Annotated in this window: 12 protein-coding genes and 1 pseudogene; 3 read left to right on the top strand and 10 right to left on the bottom strand. The window is 70.9% G+C overall.

Annotated elements, in window-relative coordinates:
- Window positions 1–27: 27 nt before the first annotated feature.
- The 3 genes from OG746_RS42725 to OG746_RS42715 form a co-directional block, all read right to left on the bottom strand.
- On the bottom strand, window positions 28–1,554 hold the full coding sequence (locus OG746_RS42725) for an ABC transporter substrate-binding protein (RefSeq protein ID WP_266724595.1): 1,527 nt from the start codon (window positions 1,552–1,554) through the stop codon (window positions 28–30).
- 444 nt (window positions 1,555–1,998) lie between these two features.
- A complete protein-coding gene (locus OG746_RS42720; protein WP_266724593.1) occupies window positions 1,999–2,934 on the bottom strand; it encodes a DsbA family oxidoreductase in 936 nt (311 codons plus the stop codon).
- The gene (locus OG746_RS42715; protein WP_266724592.1) at window positions 2,931–3,389 is read right to left on the bottom strand and encodes an RrF2 family transcriptional regulator; all 459 of its coding nucleotides are present in this window, start codon (window positions 3,387–3,389) and stop codon (window positions 2,931–2,933) included. The genes OG746_RS42720 and OG746_RS42715 overlap by 4 nt, the downstream gene beginning before the upstream one ends.
- Before the next feature lie 138 nt (window positions 3,390–3,527).
- On the opposite strand from OG746_RS42715, the gene OG746_RS42710 reads away from it, so the two are divergent.
- Together OG746_RS42710 and OG746_RS42705 are read left to right on the top strand one after the other, a co-directional pair.
- A complete protein-coding gene (locus tag OG746_RS42710) occupies window positions 3,528–4,040 on the top strand; it encodes a cupin domain-containing protein (RefSeq protein ID WP_266724590.1) in 513 nt (170 codons plus the stop codon).
- A gap of 57 nt (window positions 4,041–4,097) precedes the next feature.
- Window positions 4,098–5,027 carry an aldo/keto reductase gene (locus tag OG746_RS42705; RefSeq protein WP_266724588.1) on the top strand — a complete coding sequence of 310 codons (930 nt, stop codon included), beginning with the start codon at window positions 4,098–4,100 and terminating at the stop codon, window positions 5,025–5,027.
- A gap of 40 nt (window positions 5,028–5,067) precedes the next feature.
- On the opposite strand, the gene OG746_RS42700 is transcribed toward OG746_RS42705, so the two are convergent.
- From OG746_RS42700 to OG746_RS42685, 4 genes and pseudogenes are all read right to left on the bottom strand, one after another.
- A complete protein-coding gene (locus OG746_RS42700; protein WP_266724586.1) occupies window positions 5,068–6,297 on the bottom strand; it encodes an MFS transporter in 1,230 nt (409 codons plus the stop codon).
- A gap of 199 nt (window positions 6,298–6,496) precedes the next feature.
- Window positions 6,497–7,363 carry an MSCRAMM family protein gene (locus tag OG746_RS42695; RefSeq protein ID WP_266725756.1) on the bottom strand — a complete coding sequence of 289 codons (867 nt, stop codon included), beginning with the start codon at window positions 7,361–7,363 and terminating at the stop codon, window positions 6,497–6,499.
- 75 nt (window positions 7,364–7,438) lie between these two features.
- Window positions 7,439–9,643 (bottom strand): annotated as a pseudogene (locus OG746_RS42690) (MMPL family transporter); the annotation flags it as partial.
- Window positions 9,644–9,756: 113 nt separating this feature from the next.
- Complete coding sequence (locus tag OG746_RS42685) at window positions 9,757–10,347, bottom strand: TetR/AcrR family transcriptional regulator (RefSeq protein ID WP_266724584.1); 591 nt, start codon at window positions 10,345–10,347, stop codon at window positions 9,757–9,759.
- A 144-nt stretch (window positions 10,348–10,491) separates the two neighbouring features.
- Here OG746_RS42685 and OG746_RS42680 point away from each other — a divergent pair, with 144 nt between their 5' ends.
- A complete protein-coding gene (locus tag OG746_RS42680; RefSeq protein WP_266724582.1) occupies window positions 10,492–10,896 on the top strand; it encodes a GNAT family N-acetyltransferase in 405 nt (134 codons plus the stop codon).
- Window positions 10,897–10,916: 20 nt separating this feature from the next.
- Here OG746_RS42680 and OG746_RS42675 read toward each other — a convergent pair whose 3' ends face one another.
- From OG746_RS42675 to OG746_RS42665, 3 genes are read right to left on the bottom strand one after another with little or no spacing between them, the layout of a single operon-like run.
- Window positions 10,917–12,602, bottom strand: a complete 1,686-nt coding sequence (locus OG746_RS42675; protein ID WP_266724580.1) for a thiamine pyrophosphate-dependent enzyme — start codon at window positions 12,600–12,602, stop codon at window positions 10,917–10,919.
- Window positions 12,599–13,933 (bottom strand): MFS transporter, encoded by a 1,335-nt coding sequence (locus tag OG746_RS42670; protein WP_266724578.1) that lies wholly within the window; start codon window positions 13,931–13,933, stop codon window positions 12,599–12,601. Before OG746_RS42670 ends, OG746_RS42675 begins: the two co-directional genes overlap by 4 nt.
- Window positions 13,930–15,648: an amidohydrolase gene (locus OG746_RS42665; protein ID WP_266724576.1), complete on the bottom strand. Its 1,719-nt coding sequence runs from the start codon at window positions 15,646–15,648 to the stop codon at window positions 13,930–13,932. The genes OG746_RS42670 and OG746_RS42665 overlap by 4 nt, the downstream gene beginning before the upstream one ends.

The raw sequence follows: 15,648 nt of genomic DNA, 5'->3' as shown, positions 1-15,648 counted from the left end.
TGCCGCTCATGGTGTCTGGCATGCCGCTCACGCCCCGGGCTTGATGGTGACGCCGGTCCAGTCGATGTGGGCCGGGTTCTTCGGGAGGTCGGAGACGGTCTTGCTCTTGGCGATGAGGTTCGGCTGGGAGTACGTGAAGACCAGCGCCTTGCTGTTCAGTCCCGCGCGGGTCGCGGCCCGGAGCACCTTCGGGTAGTCGGGGTCGGCGATGCGGGTCTCCCGGACCTTCGCGATGGCGTCCTCGAAGCCCTTCGGCTCGTACGGGGTGCTGAGGTTGAGCGGCCCGTCGGGGCCGAAGTGCGCGGTGAGGGTCTGCGCGGCGGAGTCGCGGCCGGTCGTCGAGTACAGGGAGAACGTCAGGTCCTTGGCGAAGAACGGTGTCGCCCAGTTCTTGTCGATCTTGATGTTGACCTTGATGCCAACCTTGGCGAGCTGCGACTGGACGATCTCGGCCTCGGGCTGCTCCTCCGGGATGACGAGGTCGAGCTTGATGTCACCCGCCTTGTAGCCGGCCTGGGCGAGCAGCTTCTTCGACTTCGCCGGGTCGTACGGGTAGGCGTTCGCCGACGTGGGGTCGTAGGCCGTGTATCCCTTGGGGAACGGCTGGTCGGTCTCCTCCCCGTAGCCGAACGTCAGCTTGTCCACGAACTCCTGACGGTCGATCGCATGGCGGACCGCGTCGACGACCTTGTCGTTGTCGAAGGGCTTCTTGTTGACGTTCAGGCTGATGTTGGAGGCGTTGAAGCCGGGCTGGACGAAGACGTCGAGTCCGGCCTTCTTGGCGGCGTCGGCCTGGCTGGGCTCGATGTCGGCGAAGTTGTAGACGCCGGTCTGCAGGCCGGAGACGACGGTGGAGGCGTCGGGCGCCGAGGTCAGTTCGACCTGGTCGATGTGGATGTTCTTGGCGTCCCAGTACTTCGGGTTCTTCTTCAGGACGGCCTTGGTGCCGGGGATGAGCTGGGTGACGGTGAACGGTCCGGCGCCGACGGGCTGCTGGTCGAGCTTCGCGGGGGACTTCGCCGCCTTGGGGCTGGCTATCTGGAGGACGCGCTGCCCCAGCAACTGCGGTATCTGGTAGTCGACTTGCTTGAGGTCGACGATCGCGTCGAGGCCCTTCGCCCGCACCGATTCGATCGATGTGAGGTCACCGAAGAGGGCCGAGTTCTTCTGCTTCTTGGCCCGCTCGATCGCCGCCTTCACCGCTGCCCCGTCGACGGGTTCGCCGTCGCTGAACTTCTGTCCCGGGCGCAGATGGAAGGTGATCCGGTCGCCGCGCTTGTTGTAGTCCCAGCTCTTGGCGAGGTCCGGGACCGCGTCGCCCTTCTCGTCGGTGCGCGTCAACGAGGCGTAGACCATGGAGAGTTCACGGAACTGGGCTCCGCTGCCGCCGACCACCGGATCCCAGTGGGTCGGGAAGTAGGTGGAGGTCCACTTCAGGGTGGCACCCCCGCCCGCCGCCGAGGCGCCGTCGCCACCGCATCCGCTGAGGGTGGAGACGAGGAGGAGGGCGGCCCCCGCGGCCGGGGCGGCGGCCTTCAGGGATCGTCGGCGCATTCTGGGCATGGGGCGTCCGGACATGTGTGTCTCTCTGCGACGGCTCCCGCGCATCGAGGGCAGCGCGAAGGAGCGAAGGACAAGGCACGCGCAGCCACCCCATGGGATGCGCCGGGGCACACCGATGGGCAGGGTGGAACGCGGTGAAGGAGGCATGACGGATGAGCGGCTCGAAGAGCCGGCCGTCAGGCCGTCAGGAAAGAGCGCCCGGGGCGTCCTGGGCTCCCGGGGAATCCCAGGGAGAGCGTTCAGGCACGCGGGAGGCTACGTGGAGGGAGAGGAAGTCAGCGACAGAGTGCGCTACACGTGCGCCGCAGGTCCACGTAGCGGCACACCACGCCGGGGTGCGTCGTCAGCATGCTGCACATCCTGACCTGCCCCGCCCCCGACTGTCAATGGACACCAATTGGTGTCTCATTACGCGGGACGCCCCGATGTCGCTGGTCAACGCGGTGCCAGGGGGCCGGAGTTGTCGTGGGGGCGGGTCGCCGGATGCACCTCGGCCTCGCTCGGGCAGAGCCACAGCGGGCCGTTCGCGGTGTCGGCGCGGACCGCGCCCGGGGGCGGCCAGGGCCCGCACGCCAGGGCCGAACGCTCGGGTTCGGTCAGGGTGCGGTGGCGGCGCAGCGCCTCATCGGCGGGCAGCGGCCGGGCCGGTTTCGTCAGGCCGGGGCTCAACTCCTCCACGGCCGCCACGTACTCGTCGTACGGCCGCCATCCCGGCACCGCCCGATGTCCCGCTTCCCCGCGCACCAGCACCGTGGGCAGGGCGTACCGCAGCCCCGTCCCGTCGTCCGTCTCCTTGGCCGCGCCGGGGTGCGGCGAGTCACCTGGAGGCGGCGCGAGCACCTCCGCGACCGGCCGTCGGGCCTCGCCGCGATCGGCAAGGACCTTCTCTCGTACCGCTTCTGATGTGGCGTCACGCCGCAGGCGGTCGGGATCGAGTCCGGGTACGTCGCGTACGGCGCTCAGGGCGAGGTCGAGCGTGTCGGCCGGTTCGCCGAGGACGAAGACGGTCTCGCGCAAGCGGCGCAGCGCCCGGCCGGACACCTCCTCACCCTGGGCCTCCGCCGCCTTCGCCACCAGGGACGCGGGCCAGGAGCTCGCCGCGACCCGGCTCAGGCGGGCGGCATACGGGGCCCGGGTGTGCGCGCCGACCTCCTCGATGTAGCGCGCGTACCAGGCGGTCTCCGCGGCGGCATCGGGGGCCGGATCATCGTCGTCGTCGAAGAGGATGCAGTACACCCGACGCCAGCGGACCCGCCCCTCCAGCACCTGCCGCAGCCTGCGGAAGGTCGGCTCGGATCCCCAGGACCAGGGGCACAACGGGTCGGTGTACTCGACGACTTCGAGCCGCGGAGCCACTGGTTCGCCGGTCACGCGGCGCCCTGGGCGGGGACCGACTCCGCCCCGTTCTCGGCCCCGCGCTCGGCCTCGGCCTCCGCCAGCAGCGCCGCCACGGTCACCCCGCCCAGCACGGCCGCGGCGTCCGCCTCGATCCGCCGCCACACCCCTGGCAAGCCGCGTGCGGCGCCGGAGTAGCCGAGCGCGGACAGTGGCTCGCCGCGCAGGGTGATCAGCTCGCCGTCGACGGCGCGGGTGACATCGAGGAGCGTGATCGCGTCGGCCGGCACACCCAGCCAGTACCCGCCCACGCAGCCGCGCTGGCTGCGTACGAGCCCGGCCCTGCGCAGCTCGCCCACCACCGATTTGAGGAACCGGAACGGAATCCCCTGGGCGTCGGCGATGGCCTCGCAGGTGAGCGGTTGTTCGGGGGCGCGGGCGAGCTCGAGGAGCGCGCGCGTGGCGTAGTCCGCCTTCGCGGAGATATGCATGGCCACATGATGCCCGAAGACCGCGGCGGGGCAAGGTCCGAGCCCCCCTCTCCCCGAACATTGCGGGAACATTGCCGCAGGTGAGAGCCAATGGACACCTCTTGACATCTTTTCTCTCACCGCTCTAGCGTCGCCACCATGACCGAGCCGCTGACGACACCCGGTGAGGGCTTCCACCCCCATCTCCACGACGCCCCGAACTCCCCTTCCACTCCCCTGCGTTCGCGGCTGCACCACGTCCGCGCCGACGCCCTGGACGGCGACACCGCACAGAGCGGCGGCATGCGGCGCTTCGCCGCCGTCAGCGGGAACACGGTGGGGTCCGAGAAGCTGTGGATGGGCCAGACGCATGTCGCCCCGTCGACCGCGTCCTCCGATCACCACCACGGCGAGTCCGAGACCGCCATCTATGTGGTGAGCGGGCACCCGGAGTTCGTGTTCCTCGACGACTCGGGCGCCGAAGAGGAGGAGGTCAGGCTGCGCACCTCCCCCGGCGACTACATCTTCGTCCCGCCCTACGTGCCCCACCGCGAGGAGAACCCCGATCCGGCCGACGAGGCCGTGGTCGTCATCGCCCGCAGCACGCAGGAGGCCATCGTGGTCAACCTGCCGAAGCTGTACGCGCTTTCGGACACCGGCGAGGACGCGTAGAGGACGCGTAGCCGCGGACACTGGCATCGGGAGGGGCCACTCGGACAGGATGGCCCCATGAAATCGATCTCTTTCCCCGGTGCCAAGGCGCCGTCCTCCAACGTCGTCCTCGGCCTGATGCGCATCGCGGAGCTGGACGACAAGGACGTCCGGGTCCTCTACGACAGCGCCCGCGACGCCGGGATCAACAGCTTCGACCACGCCGACATCTACGGGCCCACCCGGCACGCCTGCGAGGAGCACTTCGGGCAGGCGGTCACGCTGAGCGCCGCGGAGCGCGAGTCGATCGTCATCCAGAGCAAGGTCGGCATCCGGTCCGGCTTCTTCGACTTCTCACGCGAGCACATCGTGCGCACCGTCGACGAGTCGCTGGCGGCGCTGCGCACCGACTACCTCGATGTCCTACTCCTGCACCGCCCGGACACCCTCGTGGAGCCGGAGGAGGTCGCGGCGGCCTTCGACGAGCTGCACGCGGCGGGCAAGGTCGTGAACTTCGGTGTCTCGAACCACACGCCGGGCCAGGTCGAGCTGCTGAAGACGGCGGTGCGTCAGCCGCTCGTCGCCAACCAGGTGCAACTGAGCATCACGCACGCCCCGTTGATCGCCTCGGGTGTCGCCGCGAACATGGCCGGGCTCGACCAGTCGGTGAGCCGCGACAACGGGCTGCTCGACTATTCGCGTCTGCACAAGATGACCCTTCAGGCGTGGTCGCCGTTCCAGAAGGGCTTCTTCGACGGCGTCTTCATCGGCGACCGCGAGAACTACGCGGAGCTCAACACCGCGCTCGACGAGCTGGCCGCGAAGTACGAGGTGACACCGACCGGCATCGCGGTCGCCTGGATCACCCGGCACCCGGCCGACATGCAGGTCGTGCTCGGCACCACCAACCCGGGGCGGGTCGCCGAGTCCGCGGCGGGCTCGGAGATCCCGCTGACCCGCGAGGAGTGGTACCGCCTGTTCCGCGCGGCGGGGCACACGCTGCCGTAGTCGCACCGGGCCCCGCCTCCAAGGGCGGGGCCCACCGCGGTCATTCGCAGTGCTGCCGCGACCGCTCGTCATCGCTCTTCGAGGCCACCGTCGCCGAAGAACGCGCGCCCACCGCCGGAGCGAGGAAGACGGCCATCGTCGTGAACGCGAGCACGACCACCATGGCCGTCCGCAGTCCGTAGTGGTCACCGAGGAAGCCGAGGCACGGCGGTCCGACGAGAAACGCGACGTAGCCGAGCATGGCCACCAGGCTCACCCGCGCCGCCGGGTTCTCGCCCGAGTCACCGGCCGCCGAGAGCGCGACGGGGAAGCCGAGCGAGGCACCGAGCCCCCAGAACAGCACGGCCGCGCTGGCGAGGGCGGCGGAGTCGGAGAAGACGACCAGGGCGATGCCGAGCGTCGCCGACACGGCGCTCGCGCGGACGACCGGCTTGCGGCCGAGCCGACCGATGAAGAACCCGCCGACGAACCGGCCGATCGTCATCGCGGCGGCGAAGCCGGTGTAGACGGCCGAGCCGAGCGCGGGGTCCATGTCGTGGCCGTCGACCATGAGCAGCGGCAGCCAGTCGTTCGCGGCTCCCTCGGCGAGCGCCATCGCGAGGATGATGCCTCCGAGGAGCAGCAACTGCCGGTCCCGCCACACCTTCGCCTTGGACGCGCCGTCCGCGGCGCCCTCCGTCGGCGAGCCGGCCGACGCCTTGCCGACGCCCGCGGGGATGGCCCGGATCGCGTAGCCGAACATGGCGGTGGTGACCACGGCGACGGCGATCAGGTGCCACTGCACGGGGAACTCGACCGCCGTGCACAGGATGCCGACCGCCGCTCCCACGACCGTCCCCAGGCTGAAGAAGCCGTGCAGCGTCGGCAGGATCGTGCGCGCGGTGATCCGTTCCACCTCGGCGCCGTCGATGTTGATGGCGACCTCTCCCCCGCCCATTCCGGCGCCGAAGAGGAGCAGTCCCGCGGTGACGAGGGGCGCGGAGGACGCCATCGCGCCGAGGCCGATGACCGCCATGCTGATGGTGATCAGCACCGTGGCCACGCCCATGACGGGCCGCGAGCCGAACCGGCCGACGAGCGTTCCCGAGCACAGGATGCCGATCATCGAGCCGACCGAGAGCCCGAAGAGGATGAGCCCCATCTGTGCGGTCGACGCGCCCAGTTGGTCCCGCACATCGGGTGTGCGGGTCACCCATGACGACATCGACAGGCCGGGTATCAGGAAGAAGAGGAACAGGGCCGTCCGTCTGCGGCGGGTGTCCAGGTCCATCGGTAACGGGCTCTCTCTTGCGTGGAGTTCGGGAATTTTCGTGGAGTTCAGGAACTTGCGTGGAGTTCAGGAAAAGGATCATCACCACGCTCCCATATCCGGGGAGGCGGCGGGCCCGTACTGCTGTACTGCGCAACAGTAAAGGCGGCACCCGCCAACGATGGCGGGTGCCGCCCCTGGGACAGCTACTGGAAGCGGGTTACGCCCCCGGGTGCCGCAGCCTGATGTCCAGATCACCCGGCTCCGCGTCGCCCACCCGCAGCGTCTGCGCGGCCGGCGGGTACCCCGTCGCGATGACCGAGTAGTCGCCCGCGTCCAGGTCGGTGAAGGCGTACGCGCCGTCCGGGCCGGTCGTCGTCGAGGCGATCACATTGCCCGCCGCGTCGACCAGCGTGACCCGCGCGTCGGCCAACGGGCCGTCGTCCGTACCCGCGCGCACCACGCCCTGGACCCGCTTGCCGACCCCGAGCACGAGCTCGACCTGGGTCACGCCCTGCGCGCCGGTCTCCACCTGCTGCGCCGTCGGCCGGAAACCCGGCGCGTTGACGGCGAGCGTGAACATGCCGTTCACCAGACCGCCGCAGGCGAAGTCGCCGTGCAGTCCGGTGCGCGCGGTGGCCACGACCTCGCCGCGGACATCCGTCACGACGACCAGCGCCTCGGGCACCGGACGACCGCCGGACTCCCGCACCAGACCCGCGAGTCCGCCGGTGCCGGTGAGCACGATGTCGTGGGAGAGGAGTTCCCCGTCCACGGTGACCGTCGAGGCCTGCGGCTGGTGCCCGTCGGCCGCGACGATCAGCACGTACGTGCCCGCGCCGGGAACGTCGAGGCTGTAGGAGCCGCCGGAGTCGGTGACGGAGCGGCTGATCTGCCGGCCGCCCGTCGAGATCAGCGTGATCGCGGCGCGCGCCACGGCCTCGCCGCCGCCCGTGCGGACGGCGCCGAGGATGCCGTTGCCGCTCGGGGCGAACGAGCGCTCGCCCCCGCCGACCTCCGCGGCCGACGCCGTCGCCAGGTGCTTCTGCGGCTGCGCCGCGCCCTGCGCCCCGACCGAGGCCGTCACGAGCTCGCGCTCCGGCTCGGTCGGGTGCGGAACGGCGCCGCCCCGCACCTCGTCGGCGGGCCGCGCCGCGCGGGCCTCGTCGAGCTCGCGCAGGCCCTCGCCCTCGACGTCGACGTTCGGCAGCGCGCGGTCCAGCCACTTGGGCAGCCACCAGGCGCCGCGTCCGATGAGCGCGAGGACCGCGGGGACGATCGCCATGCGCACGATGAACGCGTCGAAGAAGACGGCGACGGCGAGCCCGAAGCCGATCATCTTGATCATGGATTCGGTCGAGCCGATGAAGCCCGCGAACACGGCCATCATGATGACCGCGGCCGCCGTGACCACGCGGGCGCTGTACCGGAACCCGGTGACGATCGCGTCCTTGGCCGTCTCGCCGTGGACGTACGCCTCGCGCATCCGCGTCACGAGGAAGACCTCGTAGTCCATCGCGAGTCCGAAGACGACACCCACCATGAAGATCGGCATCATCGACATCACGGGCCCGGTCTCCTCGACGCCCATGAGGTCGGCGAGCCAGCCCCACTGGAACACGGCGACGACGGCGCCGAGCGCGGCGAGGACGGAGAGCAGGAAGCCGAGCGCGGCCTTCAGCGGCACCAGGATCGAGCGGAAGACGACGATCAGGAGCAGGAAGGCGAGTCCGACGACGAGCGCGAGGTACGGAAGCAGCGCGTCGTTGAGCTTCTGCGACACATCAATGTTCATCGCGGTGGTGCCGGTCACCATCAGCTCGGCGCCCGAGTCGGCCTTGATGCCGTCACCCGCGTCGCGGATGTTCTGCACCAGGTCCTCGGTGTCCGTCGAGGTCGGCTTCGACTTCGGGACGACGCTGAGCATCGCGGTGTCACCGGACTTGTTGAACGTCGCCGGGGTCACCACGGCGACGTCGTCGAGTCCCTTGACGGTCTTGGTGACATCGGCGACGGCGGACTTCGGGGAGTCGCTGTCCTTGGCGTCGACGACGACCATCAGCGGCCCGTTGAAGCCGGGCCCGAAGCCCTCCGACAGCAGGTCGTACGCCTTGCGCTGGGTGGTGCTCGTGGGCTGCGAACCGTCGTCGGGCAGGCCGAGTTCGAGGTCCATCGCCGGTACGGCGGCCGTGCCCAGGGCGATCACGCCGAGCAGCAGCACGGCGACCGGGTGCTTCACGACGAGGCGCGCCCAGCGGGTGCCCAGGGCGGGCTTGGGTTCGGCGTGCTCCCCGTGGACGTGGCCGTTTTCCTGCGCCGCGCGCTGCGCCTTGCGTTCCTTGCGCTTGCTCTTGGCGCCTGCGGGGCGCACCCGGCTGCGGGCGATGCCGAGCAGGGCGGGGATCAGGGTCAGCGCGACAAGGACGGCGACGACGACGGTCCCCGCGGCCGCGAAGCCCATCTTCGTCAGCATCGGGATGTTCACGACGGCGAGGCCGACGAGGGCGATGACGACGGTCAGTCCGGCGAAGACGACGGCGGACCCGGCGGTACCGGCGGCCCGCCCGGCGGCTTCTTCGCGCTCGCGGCCCTCGGCCAGTTCGGCCCGATACCGGGACACGATGAACAACGCGTAGTCGATGCCGACCGCGAGGCCGATCATCATCGCGAGCGTCGACGTCGTGGAGTCCAGGTCGAGCGGCTTGGCGAGCGCGGTGATGGCGGAGACACCGATGCCGACGCCGAACAGCGCGGAGACCAGCGGCAGTCCGGCCGCGATCAGCGAGCCCAGGGTGATCACGAGGACGACGGCGGCGACCACGACGCCGATGACCTCGGTCGAGCCGGTCTCGGGCACGGCCTGCAGCGCGTCGCCGCCGACCTCGACGGTGAGGCCGGAGTCACGGGCGTCCTGCGCGGCGTCCTTCAGCGCGTCGCGCGAGGAGTCCTCCAGCTCCATGCCGGAGACCTTGTACGACACCTGCGCGTACGCGATGGTGCCGTCGCGGCTGACTGCCTTGGCCTTGAACGGGTCGGTCGCGCTCTGGACCTCGGAGCCGCCGCCGAGCTCCTTGACGGTGTCGCGGACCACGCCCTGGTTGGCGGCGGAGGTGATCTTCTCCCCGTCCGGCGCCTTGAACACGACGCGCGCGGTGGCGCCGTCGGCGCTGGCGCCGGGGAAGCGCTGCTCGAGCAGGTCGAAGGCCTTCTGGGCCTCGGTGCCCGGGATCGAGAAGGAGGAGGATGCGGCCGTGGGGGCCTGGGAGGCTCCCACGCCCACGGCGGCGAGGACCACCACCCAGAAGAGGGCGACGACGTACCGTCGCCGATAGGCGAATCGGCCCATTTTGTAGAGGAATCGAGCCACGAGGGCGTACTCCCGGTCAGGTCGTAATGGTGCTGGGCATGGGACTTCGGCCCGACGACGGTGAGCGGTGGCGTCAGGTGCGGGGAGAGTCTGTGGTGTGTGTGGGGGGGGGATCAGGCGCAGAGGGCGGGGAGGACCACTGCGTCGATGTATGAGATGAGGTACTCCTGGGTGGGCGGCAGTTCGTCGATCACGCCGCGGGTCGCCATGGCTCCGACCATCAGGTGCAGCGTGTAGTCCATCGCCGGGTTGTCCTCGCGGATCTCGCCCCGTGCGACGGCTCTCTGGAGGACCTGGTCCAGCTCCTCCAGCTCCGGTTCGATCAGCAACTCCCGGAACGCGCGCAGCAGATCCGGGTCGCTGTGCATCGCCATGGCGAGCCCCCGCATCAGCGCCGTCGACTCCTCGACCGAGCAGTCGTCGTGCCTGCCGGCGAGTGTGTGGAGGTCCCCGCGCAGGGTGCCGGTGTCGATCTGGGCGATGTCGACCGGCTTGTTGTGCCGCATCGCCTTGACGACGAGCGCGGCCTTGCCGCCCCACTGGCGGTAGAGCGTGGCCTTGCTGGACCGGGTGCGGGCCGCGACGGCGTCCATGGTCAGCGCGTCGTAACCGACTTCACGCAGCAGCCCGAGCACGGCGTCGTACAACTCCGCCTCGCGCTCCGCCGTCATGCGTCTGCGCCGCACGGTGCCGGTCTCGGGCACGCAGCATCACGTCCACATCTCTCACGCACGGCATCCGCGCCGAACGAAACGGTTTCGTACGTCGGCAGAGTATCTTGCCGATGAGATGAAACGAAACCGTTTCGTACGTGGCGGGGATCACGCCCTGTGCCAGGGTGAGGCCCCATGAACGATGCGATCACGTACACATGGCGCGACCCGGTGTCCGACGAGGAGATGGTCGACCTGGTCCGGTCCCACGGCGGCAATGATGTCGCCGGCTGGTGGGTCAAGGTCCAGAAGTACAGCCTCGGCTGGGTGGCGGCCCGCGACGGTGACGGGCTCCTCGTCGGCTTCGTGAACGTGGCGTGGGACGGCGGCGACCACGCCTTCCTGATCGACACCAAGACCCGGGCCACACACCAGCATCGCGGCATCGGCACGGCGGTCGTGCGCCTCGCGGCGTCCCGTGCGCGGGAGTCGGGCTGCGAGTGGCTCCACGTCGACTTCGAGCCCGAACTCCGCGACTTCTACTTCGAGGCGTGCGGATTCCGGCCCACCGAGGCGGGCCTGATCCATCTGCGCCCCTGATCCATCTGCGTCCCTGAGCCTCAGCCCTTGGCGCGCCCCCTCTCGCGCAGCGAGTCGACGGTGACGCCGGGGGACAACCGTCCCTCCGTCACCTTGAGTTGGATGATCGCAGCGCGGCCGCACGTCAGCGCGCGGTCGAGGGCCGGGGCGAACTCCTCGGTCGTGGTGACCGTTTCACCGTGGGCGCCGAAGGCCTGGGCATACACGGCGAAGTCCGGGTTGCCGAGGGCCGTGCCGCTCACCCGGCCGGGGTACTCCCGCTCCTGGTGCACGCGGATCGTGCCGTACTGGGCGTTGTCCAGGACGAGGATCAGCGGGGCCGCCCCCTCGGCCATCGCGGTGGCGAGCTCCTGACCGTTCATCAGGAAACAGCCGTCGCCCGCGACGGAGACGACGCGGCGGTCCGGGTGCGCGATGGCGGCCGACACGGCGGCGGGGATGCCGTAGCCCATCGAGCCGTTGCGCGGGCCGAGTTGGCGCATGCCGTCGCGGTACGTCAGGAAGCGCTGCGCCCAGATGGCGTGGTTGCCCGCGCCGAACGTGACGATGGTGTCTTCCGGGAGCCGGCTGTCGAGGTGGGCGAAGACCGCGCCGAGGTCGAGCGGGTCGCCGTCCGGCTCCGGTGTGCGGGCGGTCAGGTGCGCGGCCCTGGCCTGCTTGGTGCGCTCCACCCAGGGCACGGGCGCGGCGGGGCGCAAGGTGCGTATCGCGGTGCCGAACGCCTCGGGGGCGGCGAGCAGGGAGAGTTCGGCGTGGTGGACGACGCCGGGCGGCTGCGCCTCGGGGAGCACCTGCACCAGGCGCGGGCCCGCCACGTCGCCGCCGACCGTGGGCAGCATCCGGTACCCGTCCGTCGAGACGTCCCCCGGCGCCGTGCCGACGCTCAGCAGCAGGTCCGCCTCGCGCACCAGCTCGGCGAGCGGCTTGGCGCGCCCGTAGCCGAGGTTGCCCACGTAGACCTCGGCCTCGTTGTCCATCAGGTCCTGGCAGCGGAAGTCCACGGCGACGGGCAGCGACCAGGCCTCGGCCCACGCACGCACGTCGGCGCGCGCCCGGTCCGTCCAGCGGCTGCCGCCGAGCAGCACCACGGGCCGCTCGGCGGTGGCCAACAGGCTTTCCAGCACAGCCAGTTCCTCGGCCGACACGCCGCCCTGCGGCACCGGCAGCGGCCGGGCGTCGGCCACCTCGACGACATCCGTCAGCATGTCCTCCGGCAGCCCGAGGACGACAGGCCCCGGCCGCCCGCTGCTCGCGACGGCGAAGGCGCGGGCCACGTACTCGGGAATGCGGGCCGCGTCCTCGATGGTCTCGACGAGCTTCGCGTTCGTGCCGAACGTGCCCCGCAGGTCCAGCTCCTGGAAGGAGTGCCGGTGAGTGTGGTCACGCGGCACGAGGCCGACGAAGAGGACCAGCGGAGTGGCGTCCTGGTGGGCGGTGTGCAGGGCGACCAACGCGTTGGTGGCGCCGGGCCCCCGCGTCGTGAAGCACACGCCGGGGCGCCCGGTGAGCTTGCCGGAGGCCTCGGCCATGTACCCGGCGCCGCCTTCGTGGCGGCACACCACCATGCGGACCGGCGCGTCGTACAGGGCGTCGAGGACGGCGAGGTAGCTCTCGCCGGGCACGCCGTAGACGGTGTCGACGTCGTGGGCCCGGAGCTGGTCGACGAGGACCTGGCCGCCGGTGCGGGCAGGGTGATGCACGGTCATGCTGCAACCTTTGCGTTCAGTGTGTCGCTGGAGGGAAGGGAGCCGTGCCGGCGCAGTACCGTGCCGGCCGCGACGGCCCCGGCGACGGTGCAGGCGGCCACGACGACGAGGAGCAGTGCGGCGCCCCACGAGGCGCCGTCCGCGGCGCCGGTGACCGAGGCCGCGATGAGCGGGATGAAGCCCCCGAGGACGCCGGCGAGGTTGTACGACATGGCGACGGCGCTGTAGCGGAACTCCTCGGGGAAGAGCGAGGCGACGACCGCGCCGATCGGGCCGTACGGGATGGAGAGCGCGCCGATACCGAGCGCGACGCCGAGGTACACCAGCGGGGTCTGCTTGGTGTCGACGAGCCAGAAGGCGGGGAACGCGGCCACCATCGTGACGGCGGCGCCGATGGCACACACCTTCCACGAGCCGATGCGGTCGGCGAGCCGTCCGCCGGCGATGATGACCATGATCTCGACGAGGGCGCCGACCACCGTCGCGTTGAGCATCGTCTGTTTGTCGATGCCGAGTTCGCCGGTGCCGTAGCTGATGATGAAGGTGGTCATGAGGAAGAAGCCGCCGACACCGAGGAGCGCGACTCCGACGCCGACGACCATGCGGCCCCAGGTGCGGCGGAACGCCTCGATGAGCGGCGCGGGCGGCGGCCCGTCGCGCTCCGCGTCCTCCTGCATCGCACGGAAGACCGGGGACTCCTCGATGCGTACGCGCAGGTAGAGCGCGAAGCCGAGCAGCGGGAACGCGGCGAGGAACGGCAGCCGCCAGCCCCACGAGTAGAAGGCGTCGTCGGGCAGCATGCCGACGACGGCGAAGGCGCCGCTGGACATCAACGTGCCGACCGGTGAGCCGAGTTGGGGCACGGAGGAGTAGCTGCCGTGCTTCTCCTTCGGGGTGTGCTCGAGCGTGAGCAGCATCGCGCCCGACCACTCCCCGCCGACGGAGATGCCCTGCACGAAGCGGAGCACGGTGAGCAGGATCGGCGCCCAGATGCCGATGGTGCCGTACGTGGGCAGCAGGCCGATACAGCCGGTGGTGGCGCCCATCATGACGACGGTGATGATGAGGGACACCTTGCGCCCGTAGCGGTCGCCGACGTGGCCGAAGATCGCGGCGCCGATGGGCCGGGCGACGAAACCGACGGCGAATGTGCCGAAGGAGGCGAGGGTGCCCGCGGCCGCGTTCATGTCGGTGAAGAACAGCTTGTTGAAGACGAGCGCGGCGGCGGTGCCGTAGAGGAAGTAGTCGTACCACTCCAGGGCGGTGCCGCTGAACGCGGCGAACAACAGCCTTCTGATGTCCTTCACCGGGGGCTTGGTGGTCGTGCTCACGGGGTCTCCTGGGGAGGGGCGGCCTGGGTGGCCGGAGCGGAAGGGGGACCGGAGCGTGCGGGAGTGCGGGTGAGCTTGTGCGGGTCGTGGGCGGGGTCGCCGCCCACGACGGTGGCGAGGACGCCGATCGCGCCGATGCGGTCGGGGTCCGTGCGGACGGGGTCGCCGTCCAGGACGGTGAGGTCGGCCAGATACCCGGGGGCGAGCCGCCCCTTGCGCCCGCCGAAGCCGGTGGCGAGGGCCGAGCCCTCGGTCCAGGCGCGCAGCGCGGCAAGGACCGGAACGCCTTCGTCCGGACCGTACGGCACCTTTGTTTCGGTCAGGCGCACGACCATCGACTGGATCGCGGGCAGCGGCGCGCCGGGCGCCACGGGCCGGTCGGAGCTGCCGGGGACGGGCAGCCCGAGGTCGGTGAAGGACTTCATGCGGTACGACCAGGCGGTGCGTTCGGGGCCGAGTGCGGTGGCCATGGCGTCGCCGAAGGTGTGCAGGAAGTTGTGCTGCGGGACGGGCACGACGCCGAGTTCGGCGAAGCGGGCGAGCTGCTCGGGGCGGACGACACCGGCGTGCTCGATACGGTGGCGGACGCCAGGCCGCGGCCGTTCCTTGTGGGCGCGGGCGAAGGCGTCGAGGGCCAGGTCGACGGCGCGGTCGCCGATGGCGTGCGCGGCCACCGTCCAGCCGGAGCGGTGCGCGGCGACGACGAGGTCGGTCATGGATCCGGCGTCGCCCTGGAAGTAGCCGGTGGGCCGGTCTTCGTTGTGGGGGCAGCCGCAGAAGGGTTCGGTGACGGCCGCCGTCCTCCCGAGCAGCGAGCCGTCCAGGAAGATCTTGACCGGGCCGAGGGAGAGCATGTCGTCGCCGAAGCCGGTGCGCATGCCGAGGTCGAGCCCCAGGGTGATGTCGTCGTCGGTGTGCGCCGTCAGCGGGTGCAGCACGTCGGAGGCGGCCATCAACTGGGCGCGGGTGTGCAATCGGCCGGTCTCACGGGCGAGTTGGTACGCGGCCAGCTCGACCGGCGTCTGACCGATCCAGCCGCCGCCGATCCCGGCCTCGGTGAAGCTGGTGACACCCTCGGTGAGGTAGTGCCGGGTCGCCGCGCCGACGGCGTCGGCGACGGTCTCCACCGGGTACGGCAGCACCTGGCGCTGCGCGAGGCTCTGGGCCGTCTCCTCCAACAAGCCGTCGGGGCGGCCGTTTTCGTCGCGGGAGACGACTCCGCCGTCCGGATCGCGGAACCCGTCCTCCAGCGCTCCGGCTGCGTGCAGCACGGGCGTGTTGACGGCACAGGCGTGCCCCGAGGTGTGCTTGATCCAGACGGGCCGGCCGCCCGCCGCGCGGTCGAGGGCGTCGCGGTGCGGCCAGTGGCCCCCGCAGTTGTTGTGGTCGAGCCCGGCGCCCAGCACCCAGGCGTCCGGGGCGAGCCCTTCGGCGTGCGCGGCCACGGCGGCGTACACGTCGTCGACGGAGCGGGCCGTGGAGACGTCGAGCTGAGTGAGGTTCAGGCCGAACCAGGAGGTGTGACAGTGCGCGTCGTTGAAGCCGGGGACGACGGTGGCGCCGCCCGCGTCGAGGGTCCGGCGCGCGGGAAGTCCGGCCACGTCCTCGTCGAGTCCTACGACAACGCCGTTGATGACGCCCATAGTTGTGGCGGTGGGCCGTTCGGGGTCGAGGGTGCGGATGTGGGCGTTGCGGACGAGCAGATCGAGCTGCAT

This window comes from Streptomyces sp. NBC_01016 (assembly GCF_026341035.1).
GTDB lineage: Bacteria > Actinomycetota > Actinomycetes > Streptomycetales > Streptomycetaceae > Streptomyces.
Note: the sequence above shows the minus strand (reverse complement) of the source record. Positions and strands in the feature narration are given on the sequence as shown.